This window comes from Microvirga sp. P4_A5 (genome assembly GCF_056402495.1).
Genome location: NZ_JBFUHH010000011.1, coordinates 38,988 through 56,229, shown reverse-complemented (window position 1 = coordinate 56,229; position 17,242 = coordinate 38,988). Strand labels below are relative to the sequence as shown.

Annotated in this window: 15 protein-coding genes; 5 read left to right on the top strand and 10 right to left on the bottom strand. The window is 62.4% G+C overall.

Annotated elements, in window-relative coordinates; translation table 11 throughout:
- Window positions 1-3: 3 nt before the first annotated feature.
- From AC1DVM_RS05870 to AC1DVM_RS05860, 3 genes are all read right to left on the bottom strand, one after another.
- A complete protein-coding gene (locus AC1DVM_RS05870) occupies window positions 4-1,029 on the bottom strand; it encodes an ABC transporter substrate-binding protein (protein ID WP_477252815.1) in 1,026 nt (341 codons plus the stop codon).
- Between the two features lie 192 nt (window positions 1,030-1,221).
- On the bottom strand, window positions 1,222-1,683 hold the full coding sequence (gene cueR, locus AC1DVM_RS05865; RefSeq protein WP_477252814.1) for a Cu(I)-responsive transcriptional regulator: 462 nt from the start codon (window positions 1,681-1,683) through the stop codon (window positions 1,222-1,224).
- 66 nt (window positions 1,684-1,749) lie between these two features.
- On the bottom strand, window positions 1,750-4,233 hold the full coding sequence (locus tag AC1DVM_RS05860) for a heavy metal translocating P-type ATPase (protein ID WP_477252850.1): 2,484 nt from the start codon (window positions 4,231-4,233) through the stop codon (window positions 1,750-1,752).
- 273 nt (window positions 4,234-4,506) lie between these two features.
- Between AC1DVM_RS05860 and AC1DVM_RS05855 the strand changes: the two genes are divergently transcribed.
- Window positions 4,507-5,514, top strand: coding sequence for a DUF808 domain-containing protein (locus tag AC1DVM_RS05855; protein WP_477252812.1), 1,008 nt, complete (start codon window positions 4,507-4,509; stop codon window positions 5,512-5,514).
- Between the two features lie 66 nt (window positions 5,515-5,580).
- Here AC1DVM_RS05855 and AC1DVM_RS05850 read toward each other — a convergent pair whose 3' ends face one another.
- From AC1DVM_RS05850 to AC1DVM_RS05820, 7 genes are all read right to left on the bottom strand, one after another.
- On the bottom strand, window positions 5,581-6,510 hold the full coding sequence (locus AC1DVM_RS05850) for a dihydrodipicolinate synthase family protein (RefSeq protein ID WP_477252810.1): 930 nt from the start codon (window positions 6,508-6,510) through the stop codon (window positions 5,581-5,583).
- 24 nt (window positions 6,511-6,534) lie between these two features.
- Complete coding sequence (locus AC1DVM_RS05845; RefSeq protein ID WP_477252809.1) at window positions 6,535-8,262, bottom strand: IlvD/Edd family dehydratase; 1,728 nt, start codon at window positions 8,260-8,262, stop codon at window positions 6,535-6,537.
- Window positions 8,259-9,167 carry an NAD(P)-dependent oxidoreductase gene (locus tag AC1DVM_RS05840; protein WP_477252807.1) on the bottom strand — a complete coding sequence of 303 codons (909 nt, stop codon included), beginning with the start codon at window positions 9,165-9,167 and terminating at the stop codon, window positions 8,259-8,261. The genes AC1DVM_RS05845 and AC1DVM_RS05840 overlap by 4 nt, the downstream gene beginning before the upstream one ends.
- Before the next feature lie 80 nt (window positions 9,168-9,247).
- Window positions 9,248-10,762 (bottom strand): tripartite tricarboxylate transporter permease, encoded by a 1,515-nt coding sequence (locus AC1DVM_RS05835; protein WP_477252805.1) that lies wholly within the window; start codon window positions 10,760-10,762, stop codon window positions 9,248-9,250.
- A 28-nt stretch (window positions 10,763-10,790) separates the two neighbouring features.
- Window positions 10,791-11,270 carry a tripartite tricarboxylate transporter TctB family protein gene (locus AC1DVM_RS05830; RefSeq protein WP_477252804.1) on the bottom strand — a complete coding sequence of 160 codons (480 nt, stop codon included), beginning with the start codon at window positions 11,268-11,270 and terminating at the stop codon, window positions 10,791-10,793.
- A 74-nt stretch (window positions 11,271-11,344) separates the two neighbouring features.
- A complete protein-coding gene (locus AC1DVM_RS05825; RefSeq protein ID WP_477252802.1) occupies window positions 11,345-12,340 on the bottom strand; it encodes a Bug family tripartite tricarboxylate transporter substrate binding protein in 996 nt (331 codons plus the stop codon).
- Window positions 12,341-12,410: 70 nt separating this feature from the next.
- Entirely contained in the window at window positions 12,411-13,412 is a 1,002-nt protein-coding gene (locus tag AC1DVM_RS05820) for a 4-hydroxythreonine-4-phosphate dehydrogenase PdxA (protein ID WP_477252848.1), read from the bottom strand.
- Window positions 13,413-13,625: 213 nt separating this feature from the next.
- On the opposite strand from AC1DVM_RS05820, the gene AC1DVM_RS05815 reads away from it, so the two are divergent.
- From AC1DVM_RS05815 to otnK, 4 genes are all read left to right on the top strand, one after another.
- The gene (locus AC1DVM_RS05815; RefSeq protein WP_477252801.1) at window positions 13,626-14,315 is read left to right on the top strand and encodes a GntR family transcriptional regulator; all 690 of its coding nucleotides are present in this window, start codon (window positions 13,626-13,628) and stop codon (window positions 14,313-14,315) included.
- 82 nt (window positions 14,316-14,397) lie between these two features.
- The gene (otnC, locus tag AC1DVM_RS05810) at window positions 14,398-15,105 is read left to right on the top strand and encodes a 3-oxo-tetronate 4-phosphate decarboxylase (protein ID WP_477252799.1); all 708 of its coding nucleotides are present in this window, start codon (window positions 14,398-14,400) and stop codon (window positions 15,103-15,105) included.
- A gap of 4 nt (window positions 15,106-15,109) precedes the next feature.
- Window positions 15,110-15,889: a 2-oxo-tetronate isomerase gene (gene otnI, locus AC1DVM_RS05805; RefSeq protein ID WP_477252798.1), complete on the top strand. Its 780-nt coding sequence runs from the start codon at window positions 15,110-15,112 to the stop codon at window positions 15,887-15,889.
- A gap of 15 nt (window positions 15,890-15,904) precedes the next feature.
- Window positions 15,905-17,170 (top strand): 3-oxo-tetronate kinase, encoded by a 1,266-nt coding sequence (gene otnK / locus AC1DVM_RS05800; RefSeq protein WP_477252796.1) that lies wholly within the window; start codon window positions 15,905-15,907, stop codon window positions 17,168-17,170.
- Window positions 17,171-17,242: the final 72 nt, after the last annotated feature.

The following is a 17,242-nucleotide window of genomic DNA, read 5'->3' as shown; positions in this document are numbered from 1 at the left end:
TGGTTATTTCCTTCCGGCGAGGATCTCGCTCTGGAACCGCGCGATGATGGCCTGCCGCGTCTCCGAGTTACCGGCCCATTTGAAGTCGAAATCGATGAGCTTGGCGTTGCCGAAGGGCTTCACGAGATCGTGGACTTTCGCCTTCTTGTTCGTCGGAACGTCAAAATATTCCGATGCCGCCAGGAGCTCCTGCGATTCGGGTGTGACGGCCCAATCGAGAAAGGCTTTCGCGGCCTCCGGCTCCGGCGCATCCTTGAGCATGACCGCGCAGAACAGATCGTAGCCTGTTCCTTCCTGCGGCAAAGTCATCTCGATCGGGAAGCCCTTGTGGATGCTTCCGAGAATATCATGTGCGAAGAGGATTCCGATGCCGACCTCGCCTCGTCCGACGAGTTGGGTCGGACCGATTCCAGAGCGCGTGTATTGCGACACGTTGGCGTTGAAACGCTTCAGGTAGTCCCAGCCCTTTTCCTCACCCATCACCTGCAGGATCGTTGTGAGGAAGGTGTAGCCAGTGCCGGAGGTGGCGGGGCTGCCGAGGCAGATCTGGCCGGCATATTCGGGACGTGTCAGGTCTTCCCAGCTCGTGGGTGCCTTCAGACCTTTCTCTTCTAGAAACTTCTTGTTGGTCGCGAAGCCGATGAAGTCCACGTCGATTCCGGTCCAATAGCCTTCCGGATCGACATATTTCGCCGGTATGTCATCGAGGCCCGCCGGCTTGTAGGGCTGCAAGAGACCGTCAGCCTTCAACGTCATCATCGACGGCAGTCCAATGCCGTAGAGCACGCTCGCCTGCGGCTTGTTCTTCTCTGCGCGGATCCGGTTGACCGCCTCGCCTGCCGAGAGCCGCAGCATGGTGGACGAGATGCCGGTCTTCTTCTCGAAAGCCCCAGTCAGCGCGACGCAGGTCGGCTCCGGCGGCCCCATGTAGAGCGTGAGTTTCTTGGCCTGGGCGTAAGCGCCAAAGGACGGCAAAACCGAAGCCCCCAGAAGCCCGCCCGCAACCTGTCGACGTGTCAACCCGACCATAGAGTGCCTCCCGTGCACATTTGTCTTATTGATGACATGTTTGTTCAGTCACGGGAGACTGTCAAGCCGTCTCTGCCGTAGCGGAAGAACAGTAGAGGATAGCGGCGCGTTCGCCATTCTGGCGCGGGCTGGGGCGGGACAGAAAGCGGCAAAACAACGGAATGCGACAGACCCGCAGTCGGCCCGCGCTCCCTACGCGCGGCTGGAAGGTGAAGGCCCGCGGCGTTTTATTGCTCCGCGGCTGGGGCCACGCTCGCCGTTAGGCGAGAGCTTCGCCATGTCGTCGAGGATGGGGCATTCCGGTCGCTCGTCACCGTGGCAATGCCCGGCCAGATGCGTCAGGGTGCGGCACATCGCCTGAAGTTCCTCGATCTTGGCCTCGAGTTCCCGCACGTGTTTGAGTGCGAATGATTTGACATCCGCGCTCGCGCGGGTCTTGTCGCGCCAGAGAGTCAGCAATTCGGATGTTTCCTCGATCGAGAAACCGAGCCCGCGTGCGCGGCGGATGAACCGGAGGGTGTGGATGTCGTCCTCGCCGTAGACGCGATAGCCGCTCTCGGTCCTGAGTGCGGGTCGAATCAGGCCGATGCTCTCATAATACCGAACCATCTTGGCCGAAAGGCCCGACGCCCGAGCTGCTTCACCGATGTTCATGTTCGATCCTTCCGGCCTCTCGATAAAATGGCTTGCGCACGGCGACTTGAAATGACTTGCACAACATTACTCGGCTGGAATGGCGCGAAGTCCGTTCGCGCGCTCCTCGCCCGTTCGCAGCGGCGGAGTGAAGCGCCGAAGCCGCAAAGCATTGCTCACCACGCTGACGCTCGAGAATGCCATGGCGAGGCCAGCGACCATCGGCGACAGCAGGATCCCGAGCAACGGATAGAGCGCACCTGCCGCAACCGGGATGAGGACCGCATTGTAGGCGAAAGCCCAGAACAGGTTTTGCGAGATATTGCGGATGGTGGCTTGCGAGAGGCCGATGGCGTTCGGCACGTTACGGAGGTCGCCCGACATCAGCACAACGTCGGCGCTCTCGATGGCGATGTCAGTTCCGGTGCCGATGGCGAGGCCGACATCCGCCTGGGCGAGCGCGGGCGCGTCGTTGATTCCATCACCCACGAAGGCAACTGCAACCCCGCCTTGCTGCAAACGTTGGACGGCCGCGGCCTTGTCGGTCGGCAGCACCTCTGCCATGACCTCGTCCACATCGAGCATCCTGGCGATGGCCGCAGCTGTCCGACGATTGTCGCCGGTGATCATCACGATGCGCAGCCCCAATGCGCGAAGTGCCCTCAGCGCGTCCGGGGTCGTTTCCTTGATGGGATCCGCAACCGCGAGGATCGCCGCGAGACGGCCGTCAACGGCAGCGTAAAGGGGAGATTTTCCTTGAGCGGAAAACCGTTCCGCCACCGGTGAAAATGCACCGACATCATATCCGCGCTGGGTCATGAGCCGGTCCGCGCCGACCGCGACTTCACGACCATTAACCCTTGCAACGACACCGAAACCGGGAATTCCCTCAAAGGAGGCAGGCTCGGCCAATGTGAGTCCGCGATGGCGTGCCGCGGAGACGATCGCCTCGCCGATGGGATGCTCCGAGCGCGCTTCAACCGATGCAACCAGCGTCAGCACGTCGTCTTCGCTGAAATCTGCCGCCAATTCGATGTCGGTCAGCTCCGGTCGGCCCATGGTCAAGGTACCGRTCTTGTCGAGTGCGACGATTTTTGCGTTCCTCAGCGCTTGAAGCGCCTCGCCCCGGCGAAACAGGATGCCGAGTTCTGCAGCTTTGCCTGTCCCCACCATGATGGAGGTCGGGGTCGCCAATCCCATCGCGCAGGGGCAGGCAATGATCAGCACCGCCACGGCGTTCGCCAAGGCAAAGCTCAAGGCCGGCTCGGGCCCGAGGACGAGCCAGAGGGCGAAGGTGATGGCAGCGGCCGCCATGACGGCCGGGACGAACCACAGAGTGATCTTGTCAACAAGAGCCTGGATCGGCAGTTTCGCTCCCTGCGCGGCCTCGACCGTGCGAACGATCTGCGCCAGCACAGTATCGACCCCGACCTTCTCGGCGCGGAATTGGAACGATCCTGTCTTGTTGACCGTCCCGCCCACGACTGCCGACCCGGCGCTCTTTTGAGCGGGGATTGGCTCACCGGTGATCATGGATTCGTCGACGAACGACGAGCCCGAGATCACCTCGCCATCAACCGGCACCCGTTCGCCGGGCCGCACCACCACCGCATCGCCGACGCGGACCGCCTCGGCAGGGACATCCCGCTCCTGCCCATCGCGGATCACCCGCGCGGTTTTGGCCTGCAGCGTCATGAGACGACGGATCGCATCGCCGGTTCTGCCTTTTGCACGCGCCTCGAGAAATCGCCCCAGGAGGACGAGCGTAACGATGACGGCACCGGCCTCGTAATAGGTGTAATCCATCCCCGCCGGCAGAAGAGACGGTGCGAAGGTGGCGACCAGGGAGTAGCCGTAGGCCGTGCTGGTGCCGATCATCACCAGCGAATTCATGTCGGGCGCCCCACGCAGCAAGGCGGGCCAGCCTTTGGCGTAAAAGACACGGCCGGGACCAAACTGTACGATGCTGGCGAAGACGAAGCTCAGAAGCCGCACATTCTGCTCACCGACGCTGGCCGACAGGAAGTGGTGCAGTCCCTCGAACAGATGCGCACCCATCTCGAAAACCAGCAGCGGCACGGTCGCGGCAGCGGCAAGGGTGAGCATTCGCCGCAACCGGGCGAGTTCGGCCGCCCGCGCCTCCTCCTCGTCGCGTCGAGCACGATCCGACGTCAGGAGCGACGATGGGTAGCCGGCCTTTTCGGTCGCCTCGATGATCGACGCGAGCGTGTCGGCGCCTCCGGCGTATCGCACATGCGCGCGCTCCGTCGCCAAATTGACCGAGGCTTCGGTCACGCCCCCTACAGCCTTGATCGCACGCTCGACGCGACCGACACAGGACGCGCAGGTCATATGTTCCACCGCCAGATCGATGCTGTCCTCGCGCGGCTCGTAGCCAGCCGACCGGATCGCGGCCAGGACAGGTGCCAGCCCAACATCGCGGACGCTCACATGGGCACGTTCGGTGGCGAGGTTGACAGACACGGCTTCAACACCGGGAACGGCAGAAACGGCTTTTTCGACCCGCCCGACACAGGAAGCGCACGTCATTCCATCGACGGCGATCACCATGGTATGGCTGGGACGGTTTAAGCTTGAGTATTTGTCCGTCACGGGATCGTCCTTTGAAATCTCGATGCGGATTGGGTGATAAACCCTCCCATTATGGGAAGGTCAAGGCTGATGTTCGATAGCTGGCGGTTTTCGGTGCGGTCTCCCCGGAACTAACCCGAGCCCTCATCACTTGATGGGCTGCGTCGTTTCTGCTCCCACCGTTTGAAAGCCAACAAGGTAGCGTTCCGCCTTTCAGGCTCCCGACAAGGCGACTGAGCCAAAGGACACCCTGTGAGCATCGGACTGATCGCCCTTCTCGACGATGTCGCCGCGCTTGCCAAGGTCGCGGCCGCTTCCCTCGACGATGTGGCAGGGCAGGCGGCGAAAGCGGGTGTAAAGGCTGCGGGTGTCGTCATCGACGACGCGGCTGTCACCCCGCGCTATGTGGTTGGGTTCGCGGCGGCGCGGGAATTGCCCATTGTTGGCAAGATCGCCGTCGGATCCCTGCGCAACAAATTGCTCTTCCTGCTGCCTGCGGCGCTGGCGCTTAGCATCTTCGCTCCCTGGGCGATTACGCCCCTGTTGATGCTCGGCGGGGCTTTCTTGTGCTATGAGGGCACCGAGAAAGTCTTCGAGGCCATTTCGCCAGACAAGGCGCACAATCACGAAGCGCATGTAAGGTCCGCCGCGTCGGATCCCAACGACCTCGAAAACGAGAAAGTGTCCGGCGCCATCAAGACGGACTTCATTTTGTCCGCCGAGATCATGGCCATCACGCTGGCCGCCTTGCCGGCGGGAAGTTTTTGGTTTCAGGCTGTCGTCCTTGCAGTGGTGGGAATCGGCATCACCGTCATGGTCTATGGCGGGGTTGCTTTTATCGTGAAGGCGGACGACCTCGGCCTTGCGCTGGCGCGGAACGACTCGAGCTCCCTTTTTGGCCAAGCCGCGCGTGTGTTGGGGCGGGCGCTGGTCGTGGGAATGCCTTACTTCCTGAAATTCCTCGCCGTTGTGGGCACAGCGGCGATGATCTGGGTTGGCGGGGGCATCATCGTGCATGGCCTGGAGTTGCACGGATTGCCCCTTCCCGCGCACGCGATCCAGGCCATCGCGGAAGCCGCCGCGCACGCCCTCCCACCGGCCGCCGGCCTCATCGAGTGGACCGTTGCGGCTACGGGGTCAGGGATGATCGGCCTCGCGCTTGGCGCCGTTCTCATTCCGATTGTCGAATATCTCATAGCCCCGACATGGAAAGCGGCAAAAGCACTGTTCGGTCAGACCCGGCAGCACGAAATTCCCTAGGCTGCTTTTCGGGAGACGGCAGACAACGAGGGGCTGCCGCTCACCCGTCGGCTAACTCGGAGCTGTTCATTTGCCCCAATGGAGTGCGATGGGGTTCAGTTCGCGGACCAATTCCAGAAGGCCGGCACGGGTTTGAGGATGGAGCGCTTCGAGTGGGTGACGGACGACATCGCTCCGAATGACTCCTCCCTCCATCATCACGGTTTTCGCCGCGCGTAGGCCGCATTGGCGGTTCTCGTAGTTGATCAGGGGCAAGATGCGCGCGTAGGCGGCCGCTGCCTCCTTGCGCTCTCCCCCGCGGTGATGCTCGACGACCGGCTTGATCAGATCGGGCAGCAACGCGCTGCACATGGTTCCTGTCGCCCCGGCATCGAGATCCGCCATGAGCGTGATCGATTCCTCACCGTCGAACGGACCTTCGATGGCATCACCGCCGATCGCGATCAGGCTCCGCAGCTTGGTGGCGGCTCCGGCGACCTCGATCTTGAAGTAGCGCACGAGAGGAATGTCCTGGGCCAGGCGGACCAGAAATGACGGCGAGAGGGGAACGCCGCTCAAAGGCGCGTCCTGAATCATGATGGGAATGCCGGCGGCTTCGGCGACGCCCGCGAAATGCTCCGTCATCCCCTTCTCATCCGCTCGCAAGCCTGCCCCGTGATAGGGCGGCATCAACATCAGCATGCGGGCGCCTGCTTCGGCCGCCTTGCGAGAACGCTCCGCGGCGATGCGCGTGCTGAAGTGACTGGTGGTGACGATCACTGGCACACGATCGCCCACATGGGCGAGGCACATCTCCGTCAACCTGTCCCGCTCGTCGTCCGTCAGGAGGAACTGCTCCGAATAATTGGCCAGGATGCAAATCCCGTCGACACCCTGGTCGATCATGCAATCCAGCACGCGGCGCTGGCCTTCGAGATCGAGGTCGCCGTTCTCCAGAAAGGGAGTTGGCGCAACGGGGAAGACGCCCTTGTAGGGACGTTCTGATGCAGCGGGCATGGCGGTCTCCGGATCGGACGTGTTTCAGTGGTTGTCACGCGGCACAGCGGCGCCGCTCTTGCCGACGAGAAAGTCGAAATCCGCGCCCTCATCGGCCTGGAGCACGTGATCCACATAAAGCTTCACATAGCCGCGATCACCGTGGCCCGTTGGCGCCTGCCAGGCAGCTTTGCGGCGATCGAGTTCGGCGTCGACGACGTGCAGATGCAGGCTGCGCGCCTCGACATCGAGGGTGATCAGGTCGCCGTTCTCGACGAGCGCGAGGGGTCCGCCAGCCGCCGCTTCGGGCGCGGCGTGAAGCACCACGGTTCCGTAGGCGGTTCCTGACATCCGTGCGTCCGAGATACGGATCATGTCGGTGATTCCGCGCTTCAGAATTTTCGGAGGTAACGGCATGTTGCCGACTTCCGCCATTCCCGGATATCCCTTCGGTCCGCAATTCTTCAGCACCATCACGCAGGTCTCGTCGATATCGAGCGCATCATCGTTGATGYGGGCATGCAGATCCTCGATCGACTCAAACACCACCGCGCGGCCCGTATGGCGCATCAGGTGCGGGGACGCCGCGGACGGTTTCACAATGGCGCCGTTGGGTGCGAGATTGCCCCTCAGCACAGCAATACCGCCATTGGGCTTTACCGGTGCATCGAATGGGTGAATGACTTCGTCGTTCCAGCACGTCACATCCTGATTGTTCTCCCAGATCGTGCGGCCATTGACAGTCATGGCGTCCTTGTTCATGAGGCCCTTGTCGGCAAGCTCCCGGATGACCACCGGCAAGCCCCCGGCCTCGAAGAAATCCTCCATCAGAAAACGGCCGGATGGCATCAGATCGACGAGGCAGGGCACCTCGCGTCCGAGACGATCCCAGTCGTCGAGGCTGAGTTCGACGCCGATGCGACGGGCCATCGCGATGAGGTGGACGACCGCATTGGTCGAGCCGCCGATCCCTCCATTGACGCGGATCGCGTTCTCGAAGGCTTGGCGTGTCATGATCTGCGACAGCACGATGTCCTGCTTCACCATTTCGACAATGCGACGGCCGGCTTCCCGCGCCAGCAGATTGCGCCTGGCATCGACAGCGGGGATGGCCGCATTGCCGGGCAGGCCGACGCCGAGCGCTTCCACCATGCACGCCATAGTCGAAGCAGTGCCCATGGTCATGCAATGCCCTTGCGAGCGGTGCATCGAGGCTTCCGCCTCGTAGAAATCCTCCAGGGTGATCTGGCCGGAGCGCAACTGCTCGCTCATGGAGATCGTGTTGGTCCCCGAGCCGATATGCTTTCCCTTGTAGAAGCCCCGCAACATCGGACCCCCGGACACACCGATGGTGGGCAGATCCACGCTGGCGGCGCCCATCAGCAGCGCCGGCGTTGTCTTGTCGCAGCCCATCAGCAACACGACCCCGTCGAGGGGGTTGGCGCGGATCGATTCCTCCACATCCATGGAGGCGAGGTTGCGGTAGAGCATGGCGGTCGGTCGCAGCATGGTCTCGCCGAGCGACATGACGGGGAATTCGAGCGGAAAACCGCCTGCGTCCAGCACGCCCCAACGCACATGTTCTGCGATGGTTCTGAAATGTGAGTTGCAGGGCGTGAGCTCAGACCAGGTATTGCAGATTCCGATAACCGGACGACCATCGAACTGATCATGCGGGAAACCGCGGTTCTTGAGCCAAGAGCGATAGTAGAAACCCATCTTGTCCTGGCGGGCAAACCAAGCTCGGCTGCGGAGCGTCTTCCTGTCGGTCATATCTGTGCGTCCTTGATTATCTGCCCGCTGCCGTTCCGACGCTCAAGCTCGACGATCAGTCCGGAATGGTCGAGATCGCCCGCATGATCGAGAAGCCCGCGGAAGAGGTCGGCTGTGAGGGCTGTGTATGGCGCCGTCTGCATTTCAAGGATGCCCGCGGCGTCGAGGGCGTTGTCGAGATCCTTCAGATGCGTGACCGAGCGTCCTTTGGTGGCAAAGTCCCGTTCCACCATGCGCTGGCCGTGCAATTCCAGAACGCGGCTCTCGGCAAATCCTCCGCGCAGTGCTTCCCGTACCTTGACGGGGTCCGCGCCGCCACGCTGCGCAAGAAGCAGCGCCTCGGCCACGGCCCCAATCGTGACGCCGACGATGATCTGGTTGGCGAGCTTGGCGAGTTGTCCGGCCCCGCCAGGCCCCACATGAACGGGCCGCCCCATCGCGCGCAGGAGAGGTTCCACCCTGGCAAAAATGTCCGCATCGCCGCCCGCCATGATGGCAAGCGTACCTTGCTCGGCGCCGACGGTGCCGCCGGAGACCGGTGCGTCGAGATGGGCGATGCCCCGCTCTTTCAGCAACCTTGCGTGCTCCTGCGCCTCCGAAGGCTTGATGGAGCTCATGTCAACGACGATGCTGCCGGGACGCAAAGCTCCCGCCACGCCCTGACCGAACAGGACGTCCGAGACGGTGGCGCCGTTCTCCAGCATGAGGACGACCACGTCTGCCCCACGCACGGCTTCCGCCGCAAGGTCGGCGACGCGGGCCCCCAGGGAAGCGAGCGCATCCGCTTTCGACCGCGAGCGATTCCATGCCGCGAGCGTGTAGCCCGCCTCAAGCAGACGCTTTGCCTGGCGCGATCCCATGAGGCCGATACCGAGGAAGGCGACCGCGAGGTTATCGGAGTTCATCGCAAACGGTCTCCCAGGCCGGTGTCTGCTCCGGCCTCCATGCGGCGGCACGGTCCAGGTCAAATGTTGTCATGACGTCGTCACGCAGCAGCCGACGACGACTTGAAGCGAACGATGCGAGCGGCGGCCGCGGCCGGAACGGGCCAGAGCGCAAGCACCATTCCGAGCGTAATGAGCGTTCCCACGAGGCCGTTCGACCAGAAGATCCCAAGCGAGCCTTTCGACATGATCATGGATTGCCGGAACGCGTCCTCGGCCTTGTCGCCGAGCACCATCGCCAGGACCAGCGGAGCGATGGGATAGTCGAGCTTCTTAAAAACGTAGCCCGCGACACCGAAGGCCAGAGCCAGCCAGAGATCGAACGGCCGGCCCGCGACCGTGTAGGCGCCGATGAAACAAACCACGACGATCACAGGCCCGATGATCGCAAAAGGGATGCGCAGGATGGAGGCGAAGAGCGGGATGGTGGCCAGGACCACCAGCACGGCTACGATATTGCCGAGATACATGCTGGCAATCAGTCCCCAGACGAAATCCGGTCGTTCGATGAACAGCATGGGCCCTGGGTTCAGTCCCCAGATCATCAATCCGCCCATCATGACGGCGGCTGTCGCCGAGCCCGGCACGCCGAGGGCGATCATCGGGAGAATGGCGCTGCTGCCGGCGGCGTGATCGGCGGTTTCCGGCGCCACGACACCTTCCGGCTCGCCTTTTCCGAAACGGTCCTTGTGACGCGAGAGGCGTTTGGCGAATGCGTAGCTCATGAACGAGGCGGCCGTCGGTCCGCCCGGCGTGATTCCCATCCAACAGCCGATCATGCTGCTTCGCACGAGGGCGACCCAATATCGCGGCATGGTCGCAATCGTGCGGATGACGTCGCGAGGCGTGACGCGCGCTTTGATACCGTCGAAGCGCAAACCTTCCTCCATCGTCAGCAGGAGTTCGCCGATGCCGAAAAGACCGATCACCGCGATGAGAAAGCTGATGCCGGAGAGGAGTTCGTTAAAACCGTAGGTGAGGCGCAAGCCACCTGAAATCGTATCCATCCCCACTGCCGCGAAGGCAAAGCCGAGGCCCATTGAAACGACAGTCTTGAAGGGAGATGCCGCGCCGAGACCGACGAAGCTCGCGAAGGCCAGAAAATAGACGGCGAAATATTCCGGGGAGCTGAAGCGAAGGGCGAAATTCGCAACCCATCCCGACAGAACCGTGATCAGGATCACGCCCACCAGCGCACCGAATCCGGCCGACAGGAACGCCAGCGTCAGTGCTTCCGCGGCCTTTCCCTGCTTTGCCATGGGGTAGCCGTCGAACGTTGTCGCGGCGGATGAGGGTTCGCCCGGAATATTGAACAGGATCGACGTGGTCGAGCCGCCGAACAGCGCGCCCCAATACATGCTCGACAGAAGGATGATGGCCGAGACCGGGTCCATCGTGAACGTCAGCGGCAGGAGCAACGACACGCCATTCGGCGCCCCGAGGCCCGGCAGAACGCCCACGAGGATTCCCAGCAGAACCCCAACGATCATCAGGGCCACGTGATAGGTGGTCAGCGCGACACCGAAACCGTGCATGAGCGGTGCGAAATTTTCCAAGGCCTGTCTCCCCTCGAAGGGTTGCTGTTCAGTAAAGGCCCAAGGCAGCTTCCAGCGGGCCCTTGAGGAGGGAGACCTGGAATCCGACTTCGAGGACGAAGTAGAAAAAGATTGCGGCGAATACCCCGGCGGCTGCCGAGATCACGAGCCGGTATCCTCCCTGCAACCACATGACGAAGGTGAGATAGAGCGCTGTCGCCACGTAGAGACCGAGGAGAAGGGAGGCGATGACGAAAAGGACCATGGGACCGAAGAACGTCGCCACCCGCCTGGCCTGAGCACGGTCGACGAGAACATTCTGCAGCGCCGCACGACCGACGACACTCTGTGCAAGCGTTGCGACACTCGCCGCCATCACCAACAGTCCGATATAGAAGGGAAATGTGCCGGGCTCGGGTCCCGCGGCACCCCAGCCGGTTCCGTATTCGAGCGATCCCACAACCGCGGCGAGGCCCAGGCCTGCCGTTGCGATCGAGGTGGCAATCTCCGCTGAAAACCGAGAAATCATAGCATCACCATCATCGCGCAACATTGACGAAGCCGGCGCAGTTCAGACTGCGCCGGCTCTCGGCTCGCTGCAAGTCAGCGAACGACCCAACCTTCGCGCTCGAACACTTTCTTGTTCTTGGCGTCGTCCTGCGCGATGAAGGTCTTCAGCTCTTCGCCGGCAAGAAAGCGCCCCGTCTGCGATGTGCGTTCGATGTATTCCTTCCACTCCGGTGTTTCGCTCACCTTCTTGAGCAGACTGGCATAGAACGCGACCGCCTCCGCGGGCACGCCGCCCGGCAACCAGGTGGTGCGCGGCATCTGGAACTGGTCGACCGGGATGCCCGCTTCCTTGCAGGTGGGGATGTCGGACCAGCCCATCGTGGCCGTGACCTTCGGGCCTTCCTGCAGACGCGTCGGGCTGAACACGCACAGGGGCTTGATCATCCCGGCCTTCCACTGACCGGCATTTTCATTGGGATTGTTGGTGTTGGAGTCGATGTGTCCGCCCGCGAGTTGCACGGCGGCCGTCCCGCCACCCTGGAACGGGACGTAGATGAACTTCGTGCCCGTTGCATCTTCGACGAGGCTGGTCAGTGTCTGGTCTGTATCCTTGGACTGACTGCCACCCATCTTGAGGGTTTCGGGCTTCGCCTTCGCTGCCTCGATGTAGCTTTTCGCATCATCGAAAGGCGCCTTCGCGTTGACCCACAGCAAGAACTCGTCGAGCGCCATGGCGGCCACGGGGGTCAATTCGTCCGGCTTGTAGGCCAGCTTGGCGACGTAGGGCAGCAGGTACTCGTTATTGGTACCGAAGGTGAGCTTGTGGGGATCGCCGGCCGCCACCTTCGTGTAGACGTAACCCTCCGCGCCGCTGCCGCCGCCCTTGTTGGTGACGACGATGGACTGATCCATGAGCTTGTGCTTCGCAATGATCGACTGGACGATACGCGCGAAGTTGTCGGTGCCGCCGCCGGGGCTGGATGTGACGACGAACTCCACCGGTTTGGTGGGCTGCCAATCGGCCTGGGCGGCGCCCCCGAGTACGGTCGCGACGGCCGTTGCGAACAACCATGATGTTTTCTTCAGCATTGTCTTCCTCCCTTTTTGATGGCACCGGCCCATGGCGTCGGAACCGGAATCGTTGATATCTGGATGAAACTCAGGCAGCTTCGCCCTCGGCGACGCGCTTTGCGCGGGCGTCTGTCGCCATCCGGATCGCCAATTGCAGCGCCTCGCGGCTGGCGCCAAGATTGGCGATGCCACGGCCGGCAATCTCATAGGCGGTGCCGTGAGCCGGCGTGCAGATCGGAAACGGGAAGCCGCCGATCAATGTCACGCCGCGATCAAACCCCATCAGCTTCRTGGCGATCTGTCCCTGGTCGTGATACATCGTCAGGACCGCATCGAAATCGCCGTTTTTCGCTCGCAGGAATACGGTATCGGACGGAAACGGCCCCTCGACGATCAATCCCCGCGCGCGCGCCTCGCGAACCGCCGGCTCGATGATGTCGATTTCCTCGCGGCCGAAATTGCCGCCGTCTCCCGCATGTGGGTTCAATCCCGCCACGGCAATTCGAGGCTGCGTAAATCCGGCTGTGCGCATGCAGCGGTCCGCGAGTGTCGTGGCTCTCAGGATCGCCGCCGCCGAAATGGCGGAGGATACCTGCGACAGCGGAATATGCGACGTCACGCGCGCATTCCACAGGCTGCCCAGAACATTGAATTCGCTCGCCTCGACGGCCGTGTTCAGCACGTCTCGTACAAAGCGGATCTCGTCGTCGTAGCCGTCATAGGCAAGGCGCATCGCCTTCTTGTTGAAGGGTGTGAAGAAGACCGCGTCAGCGCGTCCGGATTGTGCGAAGAGCAGCGCCCGGCGAAAATTCTCCGTGGCAAATCGACCGCCTTCCACCGTGGCGGTTGCGGGGGTCACCTGCTCCAGGGCGAGGTTTTTCAGATCCACGAAAATCGGACGGCCGACGGCGGGGACAACATCATGTTCGGAAGAAACCACGTCGATATCGGGGTCAACCTTTGCGGTGCGGGCACCGTCCCGAAATATCCGCAAGTCTCCGAACAGCACCAATTGGGCATCGCCATGGAGGTCCTTGGCCGCGACAAGCTGTGCGGCCAGTTCCGGGCTGATGCCTGCCGGATCGCCCATGGCGAATGCGATCGTCGGACGCTCGGACCGAGTGGGGGAAGTACTGCCGCTCACGGAAACCTCATCTGATCAACGCTCCGACCGTAACAGCCGCAATATTTGTACGCAAGCATGCTGCATACAGAATTTTATTTGTGATAAGTTGGAACGGCGCTATAAGCGTCGCTTGATGGCGATCGGGCTCGTGGGCAGTACGGGAAGATGAATCAGCAGATGAAACCTGGGGCGGGCAACTCCCTGCCGATCGATCTCGAGGATAGGGGTCCGATTGCGCGCCCCAGCCTCCACGAGGCGATCGTGGCGCGCGTTCGGGATATGATTATCGAGGGAAACCTCGCACCGGGTTCTCGGATCCACGAGGGAAATCTGGGCATCGAGTTGGGCGTCTCGCGCACGCCGTTGCGTGAGGCTCTCAAGTTTCTTGCGAGCGAGGGCCTTCTGGAACTTTCGCCCGGGCGCGGCGCGGTGGTGCGTCAGTTCTCCCCGAAGGACGTCCACGACAGCCTGGTGGTCCTTGGCGATCTGGAGGGCCTCGCGGGGCGCCTTGCTTGCGAGCACGCCACTGATGCGGAAATCCAGGAGGTGCGGCGGCTGCACGACCGCATGATGGAAATGTACGCCAACCGGGATCGCTTGCCCTATTTTAAATTGAACCAGAATATCCACACGGCGATCCTGCGGATCTCAAAGAATGATGCATTGGCCGACGTGCATGGCATCTTGCAGGCTCGCCTGCGGCGCATTCGCTACATCGGCAACGAGGGGCCGGAGAAATGGGCGGGTGCCGTGGCCGACCATGAGGAAATCATATCCGCGCTCGAGGCCCGTGATTCGGGCCTACTGTCGAAGGTGCTCAACGCGCATATGGAGAAAACTTGGGAGCGCGTAAGAAACGTCATCTAGATCCAGCAGCCTTCCTGCGCCCAGCGGAGTAGGATAGCTGCTCGATTGTTTCTACCCCGACATTGCGCGAAGGAAAGCGGACGTGAGCGAAGAGGCGAGACTTCGGGAAGACATCTGCAGGTTCGGCCGCTCCCTTTTCGAGCGCGGTCTCACCACCGGATCGTCCGGCAATATCTCGGTCCGCTTGTCCGATGGCGGCTTTCTCGCGACCCCGACGAATTCTTCGTTGGGTTTCCTCGACCCTGCTCGGTTGAGCCGTCTCGACCCCGCTTGCCGATTGATCTCGGGTGATTTGCCAACCAAGGAGCTTCCGCTGCACACGGCCCTTCTCGAGACCCGTCGGGAGGCCCGGGCCGTCGTGCATCTGCATTCCACGTATTCGGTCGCCGTCTCGATGCTGCCCGACATGGATCCATCCGATGCCCTTCCGCCGATGACGGCGTATTTCGTGATGCGGGTCGGTAAAACCGCCATTGTCCCTTATTGTTGGCCGGGCGATCCGGCGGTTGCCGATGCCATCCGCGCGCTAGCCGGAAAATACAGCGCCATTTTGCTTGCCAATCACGGGCCGGTGGTCGCCGCGCGCGACCTCGAATCCGCGATCTACGCGACCGAGGAATTGGAGGAAACGGCGAAGCTTTATCTTCTGCTGCGCGGCATGAATCCGCGGATTCTCTCATCCGCCCAAGTCAACGATCTCGTTGCACACTACAAACTCGATCGCTCGATCGATGAGGAGCCTGCGACGGCCCCTGCCTTGCGCTCTCAACGCTCGCCTGTGAGGGAGTAGCGCGATGCGACGTTTCTCCGCGAATCTCGGCTTCCTGTTCACGCATCTTCCCTTGACGGACCGGATCGGCGCCGCGGCCGCGGCCGGGTTCACCGGCGTCGAGATGCATTGGCCTTACGACGTGTCGGCGCACGACATCAAGGCAGCGCTCGCCCGCGGCGGCCTGACAATGCTCGCCCTCAATACGCCAGTGGGCGATGCGGCCGCGGGAGAGTTCGGGTTGGGTGCGCTCCCGGGCCGCGCGACCGATTTCCGACGCGCCTTCGACACGGCGCTGTCATATGCGGCCGAGATTGGCGCGAATGCCATTCACTGCATGGCGGGCGTGGTTCCGGCCGAACGTGACGGCGATGCCGAAGACACATTCGTCGAGAACTTGAAATCCGCCGCCGACAAGGCAGCGCAAGCCTCGTTGACCCTGTTGCTCGAACCGATCAATCACCGCGACAAGCCCGGTTACTTTCTGCATCATGTCGAACAGGCGGCCGCGATCATCGAGAAGGTCGGCCGCGCCAACGTGAAGATCATGTTCGATTGTTACCACACGCAGATCATGCAGGGCGATCTCATCCGCCGCCTTGAAACGCATCTGCCGCTGATCGGCCATGTGCAGATCGCCGGCGTTCCCGACCGCGCAGAGCCGGATGAGGGCGAGATCAATTATCCGGAGATTTTTCGGGCCCTCGACCGGATGGAATATGATGGCTGGATCGGCGCCGAATACAAGCCTCGCGGACGCACCGAGGACGGGCTCGCCTGGCTCTCGACGTGGTCGAACAAATAGGTCGGGGAGTGTTTGATGAGACTGGGATGCATCGCCGACGATCTGACGGGGGCAAGCGACCTTGCGCTCATGCTGGCGCGAGGGGGGCTCAAGACGATTCAAACGATCGGCGTGCCGGACGCAACACTTGATCTCGCGCAGGCCGATGCGGTGGTCGTGGCGTTGAAATCGCGCACGCTGCCGGCGGAGGAGGCTGTCGCGCAATCTCTTGCGGCCGCGGCGGCGTTGAGGCAGGCGGGCGCGGCGAATTTCTTCTTCAAATACTGCTCGACCTTCGACTCGACGGATGAGGGCAATATCGGCAACGTCACTGAGGCTCTTCTGACTTTTACCGGCAGTGCATTCACCCTCGCGTGTCCTGCCTTCCCCGCCAATGGCCGTACGGTTTACCAAGGGCATCTGTTCGTCAACGGCGTGCCTCTGCACGAGAGCAGCATGAAAGACCACCCTCTGACCCCCATGCGGGATTCGAATCTCGTGCGGGTGCTTCAGCGGCAGACCACGCTCTCGGTCGGCCTTGTCCCGTTCGAGGATGTCGAGGCCGGAATAGAGGCTGTCCGCCAAGCATTTGCGCGCGAGACGTCAGCGGGGCGTCAGATCGTCATTGTCGATGCGATTACCGACCAGCATCTCCGCACGATCGGTCTGGCGGCCGCCGACATGCCGCTGATCACCGGAGGCTCCGGCGTGGCGATGGGGCTTCCCGCAGCCTATCGCGAAGAACAAGCTGCACGTCCCCCGGCGGCAGGAGAAAAATTCGAGGCGCCCGCCGGGAAGGCCCTCATCCTCGCCGGTTCGTGTTCGAGCGCGACCCAGCGCCAAGTGAGCACCGCCATCGCCGAAGGATTTCCGGCATTCCACATCGACCCCATGGCCCTCGCGTCGGGCGACCTTTCGGTCGAGACGGTAAAGGACTGGATGGCAGCGCAGGATTCGCGCAAGCCGATCCTGATCTATTCCACGGCAACGCCCGATGCCGTACGGGACGTTCAAACCAAGCTCGGCCGAATGAATGCGGGCGACCTCGTGGAACGATTCCTGGCGGAGATCGCGCGTGCGCTTCCCCCACTGGGCTTCACACGGCTGATCGTCGCCGGTGGCGAGACATCGGGCGCTGTCGTCGGCGCGCTCGGAGTCAAAGCGCTCGCCATAGGTCCTGAGATCGATCCGGGTGTCCCCTGGACGCGAACCCTTTCCGGCACCGACCTTGTGCTGGCTCTCAAATCGGGAAATTTCGGTTCGCCGGACTTCTTCCTGAAAGCCTGGGACCTGCTCCGGTAAATCCGGCCGGATCGCCTCCACCCACTTCACGATCTGCGCGCAAGAGCGCCGGGTCCATCCTGCGCTCAAAGG